The following is a 17,897-nucleotide window of genomic DNA, read 5'->3' as shown; positions in this document are numbered from 1 at the left end:
GCCCTATGGCAGACAGCAATACGACCGATATCACCGTCATCGGCGCGGGGATCGTGGGCATCACCTCGGCGCTGGAGCTGGCGCGCGCGGGGTTTCGGGTGACGGTGCTCGACCGCAAGGGCGTGGCCGCCGAGACCTCGCGCGGGAATGCCGGTGCCTTCGCCTTTGCCGATATCGAGCCGCTGGCCACGCCCGGCATCCTGCGCAAGGCGCCGAAATGGCTGCTGGACCCGCTGGGGCCTTTGTCGATGCCGCCCGCCTATGCCATGCGGATGCTGCCGTGGATGTGGAAATTCTGGCGTGCCAGCTCTGCCCGCAATTATGCGGCGGGGGTGGCGGCGCAAAGCGCGATGATGCAGCATTCGCGCGCCGCGCTGGAGCGGCTGGTCCCGCGGGTCGGCGGCGAGGCGATGCTGCGCCGCGAGGGCCAGTTGCAGCTTTACGCGACCGAGGCCGAGTTCCGCGCCAGCCAGCCCAACTGGGCCGAGAAGGAACGCCACGGCATCCGCTGCACCTATCTGCACAGCCCCGCCGAGATTGCCGAGATCCAGCCCGGCCTGAACCCCTGCTTCACCCGCGCGGGCTTCACCCCCGACTGGGTCAACGTGACCGACCCTGCCCTGTGGACCGAGCATCTGGCGCAGGCCCTGCGCGACCTTGGCGGCCGGATCGAGCGGGCCGAGGTGCGCCGCCTGCGCCCGACCGAGACGGGGGTCGAGATCACCACCGATCGCGGCCCCCGCCATGCCGCGCAGGTGGTGCTGGCGGCGGGCGCGTGGTCGCACAGGCTTGCCAGACATCTGGGCCATCACCTGCCGCTGGAAACCGAGCGCGGCTATAACACCACCTTCCCCACCGCGACAGTCGATCTGCGCACCCATGTCACCTTCCCGATGCACGGCTTCGTGGTGACGAAAATCGGCAATGGCCTGCGGGTGGGCGGGGCGGTCGAGCTGGGCGGGCTGGACCTGCCGCCCGATTACAGACGCGCCAAGACCCTGCTGCAAAAGGCGATGACCTTCCTGCCGGGGCTACAGGGCACGGGCGGCACCGAATGGATGGGCTACCGCCCCTCGCTGCCCGACAGCCTGCCCGCCATCGGACATGCGCGCGCCACGCACCGCGTGATCTATGCCTTCGGCCACGGCCATCTGGGCCTGACCCAATCGGCAGGCACCGCCGAGCTGGTCTGCGCCTTGGCGCAAGGCGCGCGCCCGCAGATCGACCTCACCCCCTTCGCCCCCGCCCGCTTCACGGCGCGCGGGGGGCGATAGGCGGGCAGGGTCAAAGGGCAGGCCCGCGCCCGCTACCGGCATCGCGGGGCGTGCGGCCGCGCCCCGCCCCACCCCGCCACGGCGCGGCGTTCCCGTCAGCGCGAGATCCGGATCTGACCCGTATCAGGCCCGTATCAGGCGCCGATCGCGAAATCCTCCGGCTCCAGCGCAAGGATGCTGGCGGCCCCGTCCTCGACCATCCTGCGCAGGGCGCGCGCCATCGGGAAACATTGCGCCATATAGAAATCGGCCATCGCCAGTTTCGCGCGGGCATGGGCTGTCTGCCGCCCCGCCGCCAGCCGCTTGGCCGCGTGATAGGCGGCATCGCCCATCGCCCACGCCCCCAGACACAGGCCGAACAGCTCCAGCACCGCGCAGGCCGAGGCCTGCGGTTCCTGCCCGTTCTGGCCGATGATCCATTGCGTCACCTCCTCGACCAGCGCCGCCGCCTCGTTGACCTGCGCCGCGAGGCGGGCCCAATCGGGGCCATCCGGAGCTGCCCGTTCCGGATTTGCCCATTCCAGACCGGCCTGTTCCAGACGCGCCGCCGAGGCCCGCATATCGGCCACCAGCGCAAAGGCCGCAGCCCCCTTGTCCAGCGCGATCTTGCGCCCGACCAGATCCAGCGCCTGAATCCCCGTGGTGCCTTCGTAGATCGAGGTGATACGGGCATCGCGCAGATGCTGGGCGGCTCCGGTTTCCTCGATATAGCCCATCCCGCCATGCACCTGCACCCCCAGCGAGGCGGTGCTCAGCGACAGCTCGGTCGACCATGCCTTGACCACGGGGATCAGCAGATCCACCCGCTGCTGGTGCCAGTGCTGCTGGCGGGCATCGTCACTATGGCGGGCAAGATCCAGCGAACGCGCGGCGCGATAGGCCAGCACCCGCGCCGCCTCGGTGCGCGCGCGCATCAGCCCCAGCATCCGGCGGATATCGGGATGGCTGATGATCGCGGTGCTGCTGGCCCCCTGCGGAACCCGCCCCTGACGGCGTTCCAGCGCAAAGGCCACCGCGCCCTGCGTGGCATGTTCGGCAATGCCCACCCCCTGCAGCCCCACCCCCAGACGCGCATTGTTCATCATGGCGAACATGTAATGCAGCCCCTGATTGGGGGCGCCCACCAGATAACCGATGGCCCCGCCCGCGTCACCGAAGGACATCGTGGCGGTCGGGCTGGCATGGATGCCCATCTTGTGTTCCAGCGAGACGCAGCGCAGGTCATTGGCCGCCCCCAGCGTGCCATCGGCATTGACCAGCCGCTTGGGCACGATGAACATCGAAATCCCCTTGGTGCCCGCCGGCGCATCGGGCAGGCGCGCCAGCACGAGATGAATGATATTCTCGGTCATGTCATGCGCGCCATAGGTGATGAAGATCTTCTGCCCCGACACCCTGTAATGATCGCCCTCGGGCACCGCCCGCGTGCGGATCGCGCCCAGATCGGAGCCCGCCTGCGGCTCGGTCAGGTTCATCGTGCCGCTCCACTGGCCGCTGACCAGCTTGGGCAGATAGAGCGCCTTTTGCGCCTGCGAGGCATAGAGGTCGATCGCCTCCACCGCGCCCTGTGTCAGCATCGAGCAGAGCTGGAAGGCGGTATTGGCACCGGAGAACATCTCCTGCACCGCCGAGTTGACCAGCGCCGGCAGGCCCATCCCGCCGCAGTCGCGGGCCACGGGCGCGTTCCAGCCCATCTCGCACATGCTGTGATAGGCCTCGGCCCAGCCCTCGGGCAGGGTCACCCTGCCCTGATCGAAGCCCAGTCCGGCACGGTCTCCGGCGGCATTCAGCGGGGCCAGCACCTCGCCTGCGAATTTGCCCGCCTCCTGCAGGATGGCGCGGGCGGTTTCGGGGTCGAGATCGGCAAAGGCGGGCAGTCGGGTGATGTCGTCAAGGCCGCAAAGCTCTTCCAGCACGAACATCATGTCCTCGATCGGGGCGGTATAGGTCATCAGGCTCTCTTCGGATAGGGGGTAAGAAAACGCCGCCCCCAGACAGTGCCGCATCCGGTGCCACAGAGGCTTTGGCCGGAGAGGCTCGGGGGGCGGGACAGGGTCAAAGGGCGTCGGTCAGTTCGGGCACGGCCTGAAACAGATCCGCGACCAGCCCGTAATCGGCCACCTGAAAGATCGGGGCGTCCTCATCCTTGTTGATCGCCACGATCACCTTGGACTCCTTCATCCCCGCCAGATGCTGGATCGCCCCCGAAATCCCGATGGCGATATAGAGATCGGGGGCCACGACCTTGCCCGTCTGGCCCACTTGCAGGTCATTGGGCGCAAAGCCCGAATCCACCGCCGCCCGCGAGGCCCCCAATGCCGCGCCCAGCTTGTCGGCCAGCGCGCCGATCAGCGCGAAATCGCTTTCCGAGCCGATCCCGCGCCCGCCCGACACCACGATTTTCGCCGAGGTCAGCTCGGGGCGTTCGCTGGCAAGGACGCGGTCCTCCACAGGCTGCGACAGACCCAGATCGCCCGGCCCCGCCACGGCTCTTACCGGCGCGCTTGCCCCCGTGGGCGCAGGCGCGAAGGCCGTGCCGCGCAGCGTCAGCACCTTGAGCGCCTCCTGCGAGCGCACCGTCTGCAGCGCGTTTCCGGCATAGACGGGGCGGCGGAAGGTCTGGGCATCGAGGATCTCGACCACATCGGGGATGATCATCACATCCAGCAGCCCCGCCAGTCGCGGCAGGATATTGCGCCCATAGGCCGTCGCGGGGGCCAGAATATGGCTGTAGCCCGTGGCCAGCCCCGCAAGGAGGGCGGCGATATTCTCGGCGCTGCCCTGCGCATAGGCGGCATCGCCGGCCTGCAGGACCTGCGCCACCCCCGTCAGGCGCGCGGCGGTCTGCGCCGCTTCGTCCGGCCCGCAGACCAGCAGATCGACCGCGCCCAGTTCCTGCGCCGCCGTGACCGCCTTGGCCGTTGCATCAAGGGCCAGCGCCTGACCCTGCATTTCCGCCATGACCAGAACCGCCATCAGACCAGCCCCCCTTCTTTCAGTTTCTCCAGCAGCTCGGCCACCGAGCCCACCTTCCGCCCTGCCGCGCGGGCGGCGGGTTCGTCGGTTGCCAGCACCTGCAGGCGCGGGTCGGCAGGCACGCCGAACGTGGCAAAGTCCCGCTCGGCCAGAGGTTTCTTCTTGGCCTTCATGATATTGGGCAGCGAGGCATAGCGCGGCGCGTTGAGCCGCAGATCGGTGGTGACCACGGCAGGCAGCGGCACCGACAGCACCTGCAAACCGCCATCCACCTCGCGGGTGACCTGCGCGACCCCGTCCGCAATGCGCAGCTCGGAGGCAAAACAGGCCTGCCCCCAGCCCAGCCGCGCGGCCAGCATCTGGCCCGTCGCGCTCATGTCATCGTCAATCGCCTGTTTGCCCGCGATCACCAGCCGCACCTCTTCCTCCTGCGCCAGCCGCGCCAGCACCTTGGCAATCGCCAGCGGCTCGAGCGGGGCGTCATGGCGCACCAGAATGCCGCGATCGGCGCCCATTGCCAGCGCCGTGCGGATCACCTCTGCCGCCTTCGCCTCGCCGATCGAGACAACGACCACCTCATGGGCCACGCCCTGTTCCCTCAGCCGGATCGCCTCCTCGACGGCGATCTCGTCGAACGGGTTCATCGACATTTTCACATTGGCCAGATCCACGCCCGACCCGTCGGGGCTGACCCGCGGCTTGACGTTGTAATCGATGACCCGTTTGATCGGCACCAAAACCTTCATTCTTCAATCCTTACGCAAATTTCGGCCTCACCCAAATCTGGCCTGTTCAAGCGGTCGTGCCGCTGAGATCCTGCGTTGCCGCAGCACTACCGCCCCCCTGTTCGGGATGGCGGGCGCGCTCGCGCAGCACGAATTTCTGGATCTTGCCGGTCGAGGTCTTCGGCAGCGGGCCGAAGATCACCGCCTTGGGCGCTTTGAAATGCGCCATGCGCTCGCGGCAGAAGGCGATGATCTCGGCGGCACTGGCGGTCTCGCCCGCGCGCAGATCGACAAAGGCGCAAGGGGTCTCGCCCCATGTCTCGTCGGGGCGCGCCACAACGGCGGCTTCCAGAATGGCGGGATGTTTATACAGCACATCCTCCACCTCGATCGACGAGATATTCTCGCCGCCCGAGATGATGATATCCTTCGAGCGGTCCTTCAGCTCGATATAGCCATCGCCATGCAGAACCCCCAGATCGCCCGAGGCAAACCACCCCCCGCGCAGGCTTTTCTGCGTGGCCGAGGGGTTTTTCAGATAGCCCTTCATCACCACATTGCCGCGCATGAACACCTCGCCCAGCGTGGTGCCATCGGCGGGCACGGGGACCATCGTGTCGGGATTGGCCACCATCAGATCGCCCAGCCCCAGATTGCGGACCCCCTGCCGCGCCTTTCGGGTGGCGCGCTGGTCGGGCGGCAGCGCGTTCCAGTCGTCCTTCCATGCACAGACGACCGAGGGCCCGTAGGTTTCGGTCAGCCCGTAGACATGGGTGACCGCGATCCCCATCGCCTCCATTTTCTCCAGCACGGCGGCAGGCGGCGAGGCCCCTGCCGTCATCGCCTTGACCTCGTGGTCGAACGCCTGCAGCGCGGCAGGGGCATTGGCCAGCATGTTCAGGATGATCGGCGCGCAGCAGAAATGGCTGACCTTCTCGTCGCGGATCAGCTGGAAGATCGGCTCGGCGCGGACATGGCGCAGGCAGATGCAGACCCCCGCATTGGCGGCAATCGCCCAAGGGAAACACCAGCCGTTGCAATGGAACATCGGCAGCGTCCACAGATAGCGCGCATGATGGGGCATGCCCCATGTCATGATCTGCGAGATCGCGTTCAGATAGGCCCCGCGATGGTGATAGACCACGCCCTTCGGGTTGCCGGTCGTGCCCGAGGTATAGTTGAGCGAGATCGCATCCCATTCCTCGGCCGGCCCCGCCCAGTCAAAGGCCGGATCGCCCTCGGCCAGCAGATCGGCATAGGTCAGCGCCCCGATCCTGTGCCCGCCCTCGAAACTGGCATCCTCGATATCGACGACCAGCAGATCGGTCAGGCCCGACATATGGATGGCCCGCGCGACCAGCTCGGAAAATTCGGGATCGACCAGCACCACCTTGGCCTCGGCATGGGCCAGCGTGAAAGCAATGGCCTCGGCATCGAGACGGGTGTTGATGGTGTTGAGCACCGCGCCCGCCATCGGCACGGCGAAATGGGCCTCGAACATCTCGGGGATATTGGCGGCAATGATCGAGACGGTGTCGTTCTTGCCGATGCCGCGCTGCACAAGCGCCGAGGCCACCGCCCGCATCCGGGCGTAGCTCTCGCCCCAAGTCAGACGGAGATCGCCATGAATGATGGCGGGAAACTCCGGATAGATATGCGCGGTGCGCGCAACGAAACTCAATGGGCTCAAGGCTTCGAAATTTGCCGCGCCCCGCTCCAGAGATGCGTCATAAATGCTGTGCAGATCCAAAATTTCCTCCCTCGGGTCCTCCGGTGCCGCTCCCTGCACACGGTGCCTCGCGCCAGCAGGACATAGAAATCTTCCGCAAATTTGCCCCAAATGTAACGAATTGTGACGCGGCTCTGAATCCGCTTGGAGTTGCGCGCGATTTTGGCAATCATGGCGGCGGGGAGAAGGGGCAGAATGGGCAAGGCACAGGCATATCCGCAAGGCGAGGGCCGGATCGGGCAGGCGATCGCGACCTTTGGCACTGATCACCGGATGATCTGGTGCAATGCGGCTTTCGCGCGTCTCTATCGCGCCCACGGGGCCGCGCCCGATCTGGCGCAGGTGCTGGACGGGTCTCTGTTCGGGGCGGTGCCCGAGGCGATGGGCGGCGGGCTGTACCGCCTGCCCGAGCTGGAATTGCAGCTCGACGATATGGACGGGGCCGGAACCATCGTGACCTGCCGCCAGATCCGCCCGCCCGCACAGGACCCCGGCGCGCTGCAACGGTTGATCGAAACCCGCACCCGCCAGTTGATCGCCAGCGAGGAACGGCTGCGCATCATCGCCAATGAGGTGCCCGCAGGCATTGCCCATATCGACGAGGATCTGACGATCCTCTATGCCAACCGCCGCTTTGCCCGCGCCTACGGGCTGACCCCCGAAACGATGATCGGGCGCAATACCCGCGATGTGCTGCATTGCAACACGATGGAGCAATCGGCGCGGTTTTTCGAACAGGCGCGGCGCGGTATGGTGGTGGATTTCGAGATGCGCGTCGAATTGCCCGGCGCGCGGTTCAAGGATGTGCGCACCCTGCTGCGCCCTGCCAGACCGTCAAGCGGCGAGGTGATCGGCTTCTATCTGGTGTCGATCGATGTGACGCGGCGCAAGGAAACGATGAACGCGCTCATGCGGTCGCAGAAGATGGATGCGCTTGGCCGGATGGCCAGCGGGATCTCGCATGATTTCAACAACCTGCTGACCATCATTCTGGGCAATCTGGTGCCCTTGTCCGAGCAGCTCGGGCAAAGCCCGCTGCGCGAGGAATTCCTGCGCCCCGCCATTTCCGCCGCACGGCGCGGCTCGGACCTGACGCGGCGGCTGGTGTCGCTGGCGCGCCGCGAGGAGCTGGACCCGCTGGCCACCGATATCGGCGAGGCCACGCAGGAGATCTGCGCGCTCTTACGCTCGTCCATTCCCTCGACACTGACGCTGGAGCTGCTGCACGACCCTGTGCTGCCGGCCGCGCTGGTGGACCGTTCGCAACTGGAGATGGCGCTGTTGAACCTTGCGCTGAATGCGCGGGACGCCACCGGCGGGCGCGGCACGATCCGCATCTGCCTGTCGGCCCATGACCTGCCCGCCGAAGAGGCGGAGGTCTCGCGCATTCCCGCCGGTCGCTATCTGCGCATCCTGTTCGAGGATGATGGCTGCGGCATCCGCCCCGAGATCCTCGAACGGATCTTCGAGCCCTTCTTCACCTCGAAACAGGGCGGGGCCGGATCGGGGCTGGGCCTGTCGATGGTCTATGGTTTCGTGCAGCAGTCGAATGGCACGATCCATGTCGATAGCCGCCCCGGCATCGGCACCAGCTTCACCATCCTGCTGCCCAGTGTGGACCTGTCGCCCGCCCCGCCCCGCGCCCGTTCGGCCCCCCTTCCCGCGCGCCCGCCCTTCCCGCCCGCCGCGCAGACCGCGCCCCCGCGCCACGGCGTGACGCTGATTGTCGAGGATGATGCCGATCTGCGCCACCTGCTCTGCCGCAGGCTGGCCCATGCGGGCCATGCGGTCATCGATGCCGCCTCCTCGCAGGAGGCGCTCGCGCTGATCGGACAGATCGAGGACATCCGCGCCGTGATTTCCGATATCGACATGCCCGGCACCATGACCGGCCTTGATCTGGCCGTGCATCTGCGCCGCCATCGCCCCGATCTTCCGGTCACCCTGATGAGCGGCAAGCCCAAGCCGCTGCAGCCCTGGCCCGAGCATGTGGGCTTTGTGCAAAAGCCCTTCGATCCGGCGATCCTGCTGGACCGCCTTCCCTCTCCCTGGCCTCTGGAAAGCGACGCTGCACCATGACCCATGTGTTCCTTCTCGAAGATGATGCCGATATCCGCCAGACCATCCAACGCTCGTTGCAGGCGGACGGGTTCGAGGTGCAGTGCTTCTCCCATCGCGCCGAATTCCTGCGCGCCATGAAAAGCGGGGCCCCCGATCTGTGCCTGATCGATCTGGGCCTGCCCGACGGGGACGGGCTGAGCCTTCTGGGCTCGGCCAGCCTGCCGCGCTCGGTGCCGCGTATCGTGGTCAGCGGGCGCGGCGGGGCCGAGGACCGCATCCTCGGGCTGGAAATCGGCGCGGATGACTATATCGTCAAACCGTTCGAGCCGCGCGAGCTGACCGCCCGCATCCATGCGGTCCTGCGCCGCAGCGACCAGCAGCGCGCCGCGCGGTCCGACACGCAGCGCCCCGTTGTGCGCTTTGGCGCATGGACCGCCGATTTCGATGCCTGCGCGCTGTGCCACGAGGATGGCGAGGTGCTGCAACTGTCCTCGGCAGAGGCCGATCTGCTACAGGTTTTCGTGCGCTCGGCGGGGCGGGTGCTGACCCGCAACCAGCTTCTGGATGCCGCCGCCACCCGCGGCGACGACCCGTTCGACCGCGCGATGGATGCACGGGTCTCGCGGTTACGTCGTAAATTGCGCGACGACCCGCGCGCGCCGCAGATCATCCGCACCGTCTATGGCGCGGGCTATGTGTTCGTGCCCAAGGTCAGCTGACCGCCGCCCGAAGCCGGACAACCGGCACCCCGCTCCGGCAGGGCGCAAAGCGGCGCAAAGCGGCGCGGGACAGGCACGGGACAGGCGCGGGGCGGGGGCAGACAATTCTCCCTTCAATCGCGGGGCGCTTTGGACTAGGCATCTTGCGACAGGAGTGCAAGATGACCGACTGGACCCCCAAGCCGAATGACAGCGGCAAGCCGCATTACCTTGCCATCGCCGATGCCATCGGGGCGGATATCGCCGCAGGCCGCCTCAAGGCGGGGGACCGTCTGCCGCCGCAGCGCCGCCTTGCCGCTGCGCTGGGGATCGATTTCACCACCGTCTCGCGGGCCTATACCGAGGCGCAGGCGCGGGGGCTGGTGACCAGCCATGTGGGGCGCGGCAGCTTTGTCAGCGACCCCCCCGCCGCCCTCCCCGCCGCGCCGCTTGCGGACCCTGCGCGCCGTGCCGCCGAAGACCTGTCGATGAATATGCCGCCCGAGCCGACGGACCCGGATCTGCTGGCCGGAATGCGGGCGGGGCTTATGGCGGTGTCGGGCCATCTGGTCGACCTGCTGCGCTATCAATCCCCCATCGGCACCGAGCCCGACCGCCTTGCCGCCCGAAGCTGGCTGGCGCCGCGCGGCCTGGATGTGGCGCTCGAGCGGATTGCGGTTACACCGGGGGCGCATGCGACAATGGCGGCGGTGCTGTCGATGCTCTGCAAGGCCGGAGACCATGTGCTGTGCGAACAGGTCACCTATCCCGGCATCCGCAATATCGCGGCGCGGTTCGGGGTGACGCTGGTCGGGCTGCAGACCGATGCCCGCGGCGTGGTGCCGGAGGCGCTGCAGGCGGCCATTCGCCGCCATCGGCCCAAGGCGCTCTATCTCAACCCGACATTGCACAACCCGACCACGCTGACCCTGCCCGCCGAGCGCCGCGCGGCGCTGGCGGCGATTTTGCGCGCCGAGGGGCTGGCGCTGATCGAGGATGATGCCTATGGCTTCGTGCCCGCCGAGACGCCCGCCCCGCTGGCGCAGCAGATCCCGGAGCTGACATGGTATATCGGCGGGCTGTCGAAATGCCTCGGGGCGGGGCTGCGGCTGGCCTTTACCGTCACGCCGGATGCGCGCGCCACCCACCGGCTGACACAGGCGATCCGCGCGCTATCGGTCATGCCCGCGCCGCTCTCGCTGGCCCTGACAACGCGCTGGATCGAGCAGGGCACCGCCGAGGCGCTGCGTCAGGCGCTGCGCAACGAGACCGCCGCCCGTCAGGCCATTGCGCGGCGCGCGCTGGAGGGTTGCGACTATGCCACCGCCACGTCTGCGTTCCATATCTGGCTGCAACTGCCGCAGGGGTTGGGGCGGGCGGATGTGATCGCGCGGATGGCGGGGCAGCCGCTGGGGCTGATGCCATCGGATGCCTTCACCGTGGGGGCCGTCCCGCAGGACAGGCTGCGCGTCTCGCTGGGGGGCTCGATCTCGCGCGCGCAGCTCCAGACAGCGCTGTGCCATCTGGGCCACGCGCTTTCGGCGCAAGGCTATATGGGCTGAGCGGCCCTTGCGGGCGGCAAGGCCCTGCAAGGCGGCGCTTGTGCATTCAATGTGCATACAATAAAAGGCCGATACACCGGCCAAAGGCCCGAATCCGCCTTATATCTCTGTATTTTTCCTAAGGAAGGGAATCGCCTTGCCCCAGCCTTTGCGCGTTTGTAGGATCGTGACGACTCGTGAAGTCATACAATACCCATACAATCCGCAAGCATGCCCGCGCCACGCGGCCTTGCTCCGGCAGAAGGAGAGCGACAATGATCTGGGTTCCCATCCTGTTTGGCGTGTTCAAATTTGGCGCGCTCGGGGCCACGATCTTCCTGTCCATCAAATCGCATCGTGATGGCGAGGAGGAAGAGCGGCAGAAGAAGGAAGCGGCGGCCCGATCCGAGGCCCCGCTCCCGAACGCATCCTCCAACGTGCAGGGCCCCTGAGATCGCGCGCCGGAGCGGCGCATGGTCCCGCCTGCAAAGGGGCTCCCGCCCCCGAGCCCTCCCCTCTCAGGCGGCCCCTTTCAGGAAGAACAGCGCGCTCATGCCCAGCCCCACCAGAATGATAAAGCGGCGCAACAGCACGGTATTGCCGATCCGGCGGGCCAGTCCGGCCCCGATATAGCCGCCAATCGCACAACAGAGCCCGACCAGCACGAGGCTCTCCCAGGCAATCAGCCCCGCCAGACTATAGGTCACCACCGACACCAGCGACAGCACCAGAGACAGCAGGTTTTTCAGCCCGTTCATCCGGTGCAGATCCGTCATGCCGATCAGCCCGAACGCGGCCAGCAGCATGATCCCCAACCCGCCGTTGAAATAGCCGCCATAGGCGGAGACGCCAAAGAGGATCGCCAGCGCCACCGGCGTCGAGGCGCTGTGCCCGCGCCGCGCCAAGCCGCGCATCAGGAGCGGACCGCCCGCGAAGGCCAGTGTCGCCAGCAGCAAGAGCCACGGGACGACGCCGGAGAACAGCGCCTCGGGCGTCACCAGCAGCAACCCCGCCCCGACCAGACCGCCCGCAATCGCGGTGCCGCTCAGCGCCGCCAGCGAGGGCCGCCCCGCCCCCGCGATCTCGCCCCGATAGGCCCATGCGCTGCCGACATAGCCCGGAAGCGCGGCAAAGGTCGCGGTGGCATTGGCCATGACCGGAGGCACGCCGGCCCAGACCAGCGCCGGAAAAGACAGGAATGTCCCGCCCCCCGCCACCGCATTCAGCGCCCCCGCCCCCAGCCCCGCCAGAGCGAGCACAAGATATGTCAGCATGGTCGTCCTCCTCCGCTGCCCTCCTTGTGTGGCATGAGCGGGGCGCGGTCTGCAAACCGGTATAGGCCGCCGCTGGATTGGTGCAAACCAACACCTATCACGGCGGGTCGTGTGATCTGAAGCGATGACCCGAGATCCTCCCGAGGGGGGCAGCCCCCTGCCCCATGCAAGGCGGGAATCGTGCGTGGGGGCACGGCGCAAGAGCGTGCCCTCCTGCGCCCCGAAACCGGCGCAGGGGGCGGTGTCGCCCGATGCGTGCAAACAGAATCAACGCGCCCCGCAAGGGTGGAGGGCGCGGGTATGTCGCAAATATGGCGCGCGCCCTGCGGCCATGACCGGCGGCGGAAAAACCGCAGACCCTTTGTTTTTTGGACTATTTTCCAACGGCTTGTAAGGGGTCTGGCGCGTTCTGGCGCGTAGGCGGGGCCGCAACGGCCGCCGTGGCTACGCCATTCAAAGTAAAAAAAGATTTGCTAAAATGCCGAGTCTCGCCATAGAAACGGTAAAAACGAGCATGACGCTAAACAGCGTTCTTAAGAAGAGCGGCGCAAAAACCGCGCGCAGAACAGGTGATCCGATGAGCGAGACCACGATCCGCATCAACGAGCGCATTCGCCGGAATGCGGAGAATATCGCGTCTGCGCTGGAAAACCATATGCTTTCGGTCTTCGCGCCCGATGCGCGCAAGGAATTGCGCCTGTTCTCGGCCGGTGAGGCCGCCGATCTGCTGGGGATCTCCACCTCGTTCCTGCGCAAACTGCATTTCGAGGACAAGATCCACGAGGTCCAGACCAGCGGCGGCGGACGCCGTTTTTACAGCGCGCAGGATCTGGCCAGCATCCGCAGCCATCTCGATAGCGGTGCCAAAGTGCCCGGAAGCTATCTCAAGGGGCGGCGCGCGGGCGACAAGGTGCAGGTGCTGTCCTTCCTCAACTTCAAGGGCGGGTCGGGCAAAACCACCAGCACGGTCCATGCCGCACAGCGGCTGGCGCTGAAAGGCTATCGGGTCCTATGTGTCGATATCGACCCGCAGGCCTCGCTGACCACGCTGTTCGGATACCGCCCCGAGGTGGATTTCCTGACCACCGGCACGATCTATGACGCGATCAAATACGACGATCCGGTGCCGCTGGCGCAGGTGATCCAGAAGACGTTCTTCCACGGGATCGACCTCGCCCCCGCCGGTCTGATCTTGCAGGAATTCGAACACGAGACCCCGCGCGCGCTGATGAACAATGTCCAGCCCGCCTTTTTCAGCCGGATGGCGATGGCGCTGGCCGAGGTCGAGGCGGCCTATGACCTGATCCTGTTCGACTGCCCGCCGCAGCTGGGCTATCTGACGATGTCGGCGCTGTGTGCCTCGACCGGATTGCTGATCACGGTGGTGCCGAACATGCTCGATGTCGCGTCGATGTCGCAGTTCTTGCAGATGAGCGCCGATCTGCTGGATGTCGTCAGCGATGCCGGTGCGCCGATGGAATATGATTTCATGCGCTTCCTGATCAACCGGATGGAACCCAATGACGGGCCGCAGCAGCAGGTTGTGGCCTTTTTGCGCAATCTCTTCGGCAAGGAAGTGATGACCAATGCGATGCTGAAATCGACCGCGATTTCGGATGCCGGTCTGACCCATCAGACAATTTACGAGGTCGAACGCAGCCAATTCCACCGCAACACCTATGATCGTGCGCTAGAGTCACTCAATGGAGTGAATGATGAGCTTGAATCGCTGATTCAGGCGGCATGGGGTCGCTGAGAAAGGAACACACCGAGATGGCACGCAAAGGTATCCTGAATAGCAACATCACGCCGGCGGCAGAAACCCAACCTCGTCAAAGACTTATGCCGCAAGGGGCGGTGGGGGCGCTGCAATCGAGCCTGACCAAGCTGCAAGAGAATGCGGTGCAGGAGATCAACCCTGCGCTGATCGACAATGCCGGTCTGGAAGACCGTCTGGGGCTGGACCCTGTGGAACAGGCGCGGCTGAAGGAAAGCCTGCAGACCTATGGGCAACAGGTGCCGGTGCTGTTGCGCCCGCATCCCAAGACGCCGGGCCGGTTCGAGATTGTCTATGGGCGCCGCCGTCTGGCCGCGCTGCGAGATCTGGGTCTGCCGGTCAAGGCGATGGTGCGCCAACTTGATGATCACGCGCTGGTCATGGCGCAGGGGCAGGAAAACAACACCCGCACGGATCTGAGCTTTATCGAAAAAGCCAGCTTTGCCGCGCAGTTACAGGCCTCGGGCTATGACCGCCCGACGATTGCCGCAGCCCTTGCGATGGATCTGCCGATGGTCAGCCGGATGCTGAAGGTCGGTCAGGCCTTCCCCCTGCCCTTCCTGCGCCAGATCGGGCGCGCGCCATCGATCGGGCGCGAACGCTGGATGACGCTGGTCAAGCTGTTCGAGGATGCCGCCGCGCGCAGCCGTGCCCATACATTCATGAACCGCCCCGAATTTGTGGTGCTCCAGACGGATGCGCGCTTCGAGGCGGTGCTGGCCGCCGCCCAGAACAAACACCGCGCCGCCCCTGCCCCCGTCAAGGCAGAGCCGCGCAAGGCCACGATCACCACGGCACAGGGCACCCCGCTTGCCCAGCTCAGGGCCACCGATAAGGGGCTGAGCCTGTCGGTGAAGACCGAAGGCTTTGATGCGTGGATCGAGGAGAATGCCGAAGACCTGCTCAATGAATGGTTTGCCCGCTGGCAAGCCGAAAAATAATGCAGGCCGAGCAAGAGCAATGAAACCAGAACAGGAGGCACATCTCGGGACCCCCAAATAAGAAAAGCCCCCCAAGCAAATTGGAAGGCCCTTCTCGTCGTTAGCACCTACGGGATACCTTGCCTTTCGCGCCACGTCAACTCTGCCGCTTGGACAGGGCCTGATTTTTTGCGTCCTGCGTGAACGTTCATGACATATTTCTCCACGCGTATGCACGGGCAGCCGGTTCAGGCCCTGCCCGATGGTTCAATATTGTCAGCTGACAAATGGGCCATTGTCGAGGATCTGACCGAGGCTGCGGCGGATTTCGGTCTGACGCATCGCAGCATTGCGGTGCTGCGGGCGATGCTGACCTTTTTCCCCGAGCGCAGCCTCCCTGCCCTGCCCGGACGCGCGATTGTCTTTGCCTCCAATAACAGTCTGGGCACCCGTCTGGGCGGCATGCCCGAAAGCACCCTGCGCCGTCATCTGGCCGCGCTGGTCAGCGCCGGTGTGATTGCCCGCCATGACAGCCCCAACCGCAAACGCTATGCCAAGCGCATCGGCGGCACGATCGCACGGGCTTTCGGTTTCGATCTGGCACCGCTGGCCCAACTGGCGCGCCGCATCCACCAGAAGGCCTGTGACGCTCAGGCCCGCGCGCAGGAACATGCGGCCCTGCGTCAGGACGTGCTTGTGGCGCGACACGACCTGCTGAGCCATCTGCCGCAGGCGGATCGGGACGAGGGCGCGCATCACAGCCACAGCGCGCTTCTGGCACGGACCAAGCTGATCCTGCGCCACAAGAACAATGCCGCCGCACTCAAGACCCTGTTGCAGGACTATACCGAGGCGCTCGCAAAGCTGGGCCAAACGGGTCATCCACAAATGGGATATGTTGAAAAAGCAGCGGAAATGGATGCCAGCAACAGCGAAAATGAGCGGCACCAACAGAGGGTAATCAATAAAAAAAATCCAGAGCCTCGAACAAGCGAAGCAACGGATATTCGCCCCGAAGATCCGGACCCCGAAGCTTCAGGGCCCGAAACCTCACGCCCTGAACAGCAAGGTGCCGCCCAGCAAGGTTATGGAAAGGCGGATCGCGGCAACCGGCTGGGATCGGCTCTGCCGGTGCTCGCGGACTTCACCGAATACCGCAAGATGTATCCCGAAACCGCCCGGGACTGGCGAGAGCTGCACCAACAGACAACCCAGCTTGTCGCGATGATGGGGATCGACGCACAGGTCTATGAAGAGGCGCAGCATATCATGGGAGCCGAGATCGCCTCTATCGCCGTGCTATGCCTGTTGGAACGCTTCGAGAGGCTGCAAAATCCGGGCGGGTTCCTGCGCCATCTGACACAGTGCGCCCGTTCCGACAGATCCGGATCGCGGGGGCAGGTGGTGGCACGCTTGCTGCGGGAAACGGGGAGAATTGTCAGCTGACAATTCCTGTCCGGCGTCGGGACTGCGCGCTTTGGCCAGACGAAAGCGCCTGCCCGCCCCTTGCACGGCCGCGCTGTCACAAAGGGACGGGTCAGCCCCCGTTCCGGCCCTGCGCCTCCAAGGCACGGGCTTTCTGCGCCAGAGCGGCAGCGGCGGGAAATCCGAACCCCTCGATGGCCTCGGCCAGCCCCGCCCAGAAGCCCCTGAACCCCTGCCCCAGCGCCTCGGTCCAGTAGTGGCAGGCACGCGCCTCCTGCCCTGCAAGCGCCGCAAGACGCCCCAGATTGAAGCTGGCCCAGCAATCGCCCGCCCCTGCCCCGATGTCGTAATACATCCGCGCGCGCGGCAGATCGGGGGCCACGCCGCGACCGGTTTCATAGCATTGCCCCAGCATGTTATAGGCCTTGTCCAGCCCCGCCTCTGCCGCCTGATGATAGAGCGCGACAGCCTCTGCCGGATCGCCAAACGGGGCCGGTGCCTGAAGGTAGAGATCCGCCAGATTGAACCGCGCCCAGACATGCCCGCGGGCAATGGCGCGGCGATACATGGCGATTGCCAGCCGCAGGTCCTTGCGCCCGCCGCGCAGCCCCAGATGGGCGATCCGGCCCAGCATGTTGAAGGCGCGTGGCTCGTCCTGACGGGCCGCCGCCGAAAACGCCTCCCATGCCGCTTCGGGGTTTCCGGCGCTCAGCAGCATCTGCCCGAGGCCAAGCTGCACCTCGCAAAGCGATGCGCGGCAGGCCGGCGCGCTCATAGCTCCGCCCATAGCCGGACAAGGTTGTGGTAATGGCTGACAAAGCGTTGCAGCGCCTCGCCCTCGTCGCCATAGGTGGCGCGCATCTGGCGGATCGCGGTGTCGAGATTGTAGAGCATGGCGCGTTTGTCATCTTCGCGCACCATGGATTGCGCCCAGAAGAACGAGGCCCAGCGGCTGCCACGGGTCACCGGCGTGACGTGATGCAGGCTGGAGGAGGGGTAGACGATCATATCGCCGGCTGGCAATTTCACCCGCTGCTGGCCGAACGTATCCTCGATCACCAGCTCGCCCCCATCATAGGCCTCGGGATCGGTGAGGAAAATCGTGGTCGAGACATCGGCCCGCAGCCTTGCACCTCCGGCCACGGTGCGGATCGCGTTATCGGTATGGGCACCGAAGGTCATGCCGGTGTCATAGCGGTTGAACATCGGCGGCAGCACGCGCAGGGGCAGGGCGGCGGCATTATAGAGATCGTTGCGGGCCAGAGCGCGCAGGATATGCTCGCCCAGCCGCTGCGCGATCTCGCTGTCGGCGGGGATCTGCAGATTGTGCTTGGACTGCGCCGCCAGATCGCCGGCGGTCAGGCGGCCATCGGCCCATTGGCTGGTCTCCAGCGCATGGCGGAACTGCGCCACGTCCTCGGCGCTGAGAATATTGGGAACATGGATCAACATGGGATGTCTCGTCTGGAAAGAAAAAGGGGCAGGGGGTGGCCCTGC

At 65.9% G+C, this 17,897-nt stretch carries 15 protein-coding genes; 8 read left to right on the top strand and 7 right to left on the bottom strand.

Going from position 1 to position 17,897, the window contains the following annotated elements:
- The first annotated feature begins 5 nt into the window (after positions 1-5).
- On the top strand, positions 6-1,274 hold the full coding sequence (locus RPE78_RS18190; protein WP_330628240.1) for an FAD-dependent oxidoreductase: 1,269 nt from the start codon (positions 6-8) through the stop codon (positions 1,272-1,274).
- A 134-nt stretch (positions 1,275-1,408) separates the two neighbouring features.
- Here the strand turns inward: RPE78_RS18190 and RPE78_RS18185 are convergent, their stop codons facing one another.
- The 4 genes from RPE78_RS18185 to RPE78_RS18170 all read right to left on the bottom strand — a co-directional run bounded on the left by RPE78_RS18185 (position 1,409) and on the right by RPE78_RS18170 (position 6,725).
- Positions 1,409-3,226, bottom strand: a complete 1,818-nt coding sequence (locus RPE78_RS18185) for an acyl-CoA dehydrogenase (protein WP_330628239.1) — start codon at positions 3,224-3,226, stop codon at positions 1,409-1,411.
- Between the two features lie 103 nt (positions 3,227-3,329).
- Positions 3,330-4,250: an FAD-binding protein gene (locus tag RPE78_RS18180; protein WP_330628238.1), complete on the bottom strand. Its 921-nt coding sequence runs from the start codon at positions 4,248-4,250 to the stop codon at positions 3,330-3,332.
- The gene (locus RPE78_RS18175; protein ID WP_330628237.1) at positions 4,250-4,996 is read right to left on the bottom strand and encodes an electron transfer flavoprotein subunit beta/FixA family protein; all 747 of its coding nucleotides are present in this window, start codon (positions 4,994-4,996) and stop codon (positions 4,250-4,252) included. Before RPE78_RS18175 ends, RPE78_RS18180 begins: the two co-directional genes overlap by 1 nt.
- 46 nt (positions 4,997-5,042) lie before the next feature.
- On the bottom strand, positions 5,043-6,725 hold the full coding sequence (locus RPE78_RS18170) for an acyl-CoA synthetase (protein WP_330628236.1): 1,683 nt from the start codon (positions 6,723-6,725) through the stop codon (positions 5,043-5,045).
- 174 nt (positions 6,726-6,899) lie between these two features.
- Here RPE78_RS18170 and RPE78_RS18165 point away from each other — a divergent pair, with 174 nt between their 5' ends.
- The 4 genes from RPE78_RS18165 to RPE78_RS18150 all read left to right on the top strand — a co-directional run bounded on the left by RPE78_RS18165 (position 6,900) and on the right by RPE78_RS18150 (position 11,456).
- A complete protein-coding gene (locus RPE78_RS18165; RefSeq protein WP_330628235.1) occupies positions 6,900-8,783 on the top strand; it encodes an ATP-binding protein in 1,884 nt (627 codons plus the stop codon).
- Positions 8,780-9,484 carry a response regulator transcription factor gene (locus RPE78_RS18160; protein ID WP_330628234.1) on the top strand — a complete coding sequence of 235 codons (705 nt, stop codon included), beginning with the start codon at positions 8,780-8,782 and terminating at the stop codon, positions 9,482-9,484. The genes RPE78_RS18165 and RPE78_RS18160 overlap by 4 nt, the downstream gene beginning before the upstream one ends.
- A 161-nt stretch (positions 9,485-9,645) precedes the next feature.
- The gene (locus RPE78_RS18155; RefSeq protein WP_330628233.1) at positions 9,646-11,025 is read left to right on the top strand and encodes a PLP-dependent aminotransferase family protein; all 1,380 of its coding nucleotides are present in this window, start codon (positions 9,646-9,648) and stop codon (positions 11,023-11,025) included.
- Positions 11,026-11,279: 254 nt separating this feature from the next.
- Positions 11,280-11,456 (top strand): hypothetical protein, encoded by a 177-nt coding sequence (locus tag RPE78_RS18150; protein ID WP_330628232.1) that lies wholly within the window; start codon positions 11,280-11,282, stop codon positions 11,454-11,456.
- A 66-nt stretch (positions 11,457-11,522) separates the two neighbouring features.
- On the opposite strand, the gene RPE78_RS18145 is transcribed toward RPE78_RS18150, so the two are convergent.
- Entirely contained in the window at positions 11,523-12,278 is a 756-nt protein-coding gene (locus RPE78_RS18145; protein WP_330628231.1) for a sulfite exporter TauE/SafE family protein, read from the bottom strand.
- A 577-nt stretch (positions 12,279-12,855) separates the two neighbouring features.
- Here RPE78_RS18145 and repA point away from each other — a divergent pair.
- From repA to repC, 3 genes are all read left to right on the top strand, one after another.
- Positions 12,856-14,034 (top strand): plasmid partitioning protein RepA, encoded by a 1,179-nt coding sequence (gene repA / locus RPE78_RS18140; RefSeq protein WP_330628305.1) that lies wholly within the window; start codon positions 12,856-12,858, stop codon positions 14,032-14,034.
- Between the two features lie 17 nt (positions 14,035-14,051).
- The gene (gene repB, locus RPE78_RS18135) at positions 14,052-14,996 is read left to right on the top strand and encodes a plasmid partitioning protein RepB (RefSeq protein ID WP_330628230.1); all 945 of its coding nucleotides are present in this window, start codon (positions 14,052-14,054) and stop codon (positions 14,994-14,996) included.
- A gap of 189 nt (positions 14,997-15,185) precedes the next feature.
- Entirely contained in the window at positions 15,186-16,421 is a 1,236-nt protein-coding gene (gene repC / locus RPE78_RS18130; protein ID WP_406721734.1) for a plasmid replication protein RepC, read from the top strand.
- Positions 16,422-16,512: 91 nt separating this feature from the next.
- Here the strand turns inward: repC and RPE78_RS18125 are convergent, their stop codons facing one another.
- The gene (locus tag RPE78_RS18125; protein WP_330628228.1) at positions 16,513-17,175 is read right to left on the bottom strand and encodes a tetratricopeptide repeat protein; all 663 of its coding nucleotides are present in this window, start codon (positions 17,173-17,175) and stop codon (positions 16,513-16,515) included.
- Positions 17,172-17,852 carry a Fe2+-dependent dioxygenase gene (locus RPE78_RS18120; RefSeq protein WP_330628227.1) on the bottom strand — a complete coding sequence of 227 codons (681 nt, stop codon included), beginning with the start codon at positions 17,850-17,852 and terminating at the stop codon, positions 17,172-17,174. Before RPE78_RS18120 ends, RPE78_RS18125 begins: the two co-directional genes overlap by 4 nt.
- Positions 17,853-17,897: the final 45 nt, after the last annotated feature.

Source organism: Thioclava litoralis, assembly GCF_045278885.1.
Taxonomy (GTDB): Bacteria; Pseudomonadota; Alphaproteobacteria; order Rhodobacterales; family Rhodobacteraceae; genus Thioclava; species Thioclava litoralis.
The sequence above is the reverse complement of the archived record's forward strand: the minus strand, read 5'-3'. Positions and strand labels throughout refer to the sequence as shown.

Excerpts from the sequence above, each read along its gene's own strand:
- RPE78_RS18190 (WP_330628240.1), top strand. The coding sequence starts at position 6 with ATGGCAGACAGCAATACGACCGATATCACCGTCATCGGCGCGGGGATC.
- RPE78_RS18185 (WP_330628239.1), bottom strand. The coding sequence starts at position 3,226 with ATGACCTATACCGCCCCGATCGAGGACATGATGTTCGTGCTGGAAGAG.
- RPE78_RS18180 (WP_330628238.1), bottom strand. The coding sequence starts at position 4,250 with ATGGCGGTTCTGGTCATGGCGGAAATGCAGGGTCAGGCGCTGGCCCTT.
- RPE78_RS18175 (WP_330628237.1), bottom strand. The coding sequence starts at position 4,996 with ATGAAGGTTTTGGTGCCGATCAAACGGGTCATCGATTACAACGTCAAG.
- RPE78_RS18165 (WP_330628235.1), top strand. The coding sequence starts at position 6,900 with ATGGGCAAGGCACAGGCATATCCGCAAGGCGAGGGCCGGATCGGGCAG.
- RPE78_RS18160 (WP_330628234.1), top strand. The coding sequence starts at position 8,780 with ATGACCCATGTGTTCCTTCTCGAAGATGATGCCGATATCCGCCAGACC.
- RPE78_RS18155 (WP_330628233.1), top strand. The coding sequence starts at position 9,646 with ATGACCGACTGGACCCCCAAGCCGAATGACAGCGGCAAGCCGCATTAC.
- RPE78_RS18150 (WP_330628232.1), top strand. The coding sequence starts at position 11,280 with ATGATCTGGGTTCCCATCCTGTTTGGCGTGTTCAAATTTGGCGCGCTC.
- RPE78_RS18145 (WP_330628231.1), bottom strand. The coding sequence starts at position 12,278 with ATGCTGACATATCTTGTGCTCGCTCTGGCGGGGCTGGGGGCGGGGGCG.
- repA (WP_330628305.1), top strand. The coding sequence starts at position 12,856 with ATGAGCGAGACCACGATCCGCATCAACGAGCGCATTCGCCGGAATGCG.
- repB (WP_330628230.1), top strand. The coding sequence starts at position 14,052 with ATGGCACGCAAAGGTATCCTGAATAGCAACATCACGCCGGCGGCAGAA.
- repC (WP_406721734.1), top strand. The coding sequence starts at position 15,186 with ATGACATATTTCTCCACGCGTATGCACGGGCAGCCGGTTCAGGCCCTG.
- RPE78_RS18125 (WP_330628228.1), bottom strand. The coding sequence starts at position 17,175 with ATGAGCGCGCCGGCCTGCCGCGCATCGCTTTGCGAGGTGCAGCTTGGC.
- RPE78_RS18120 (WP_330628227.1), bottom strand. The coding sequence starts at position 17,852 with ATGTTGATCCATGTTCCCAATATTCTCAGCGCCGAGGACGTGGCGCAG.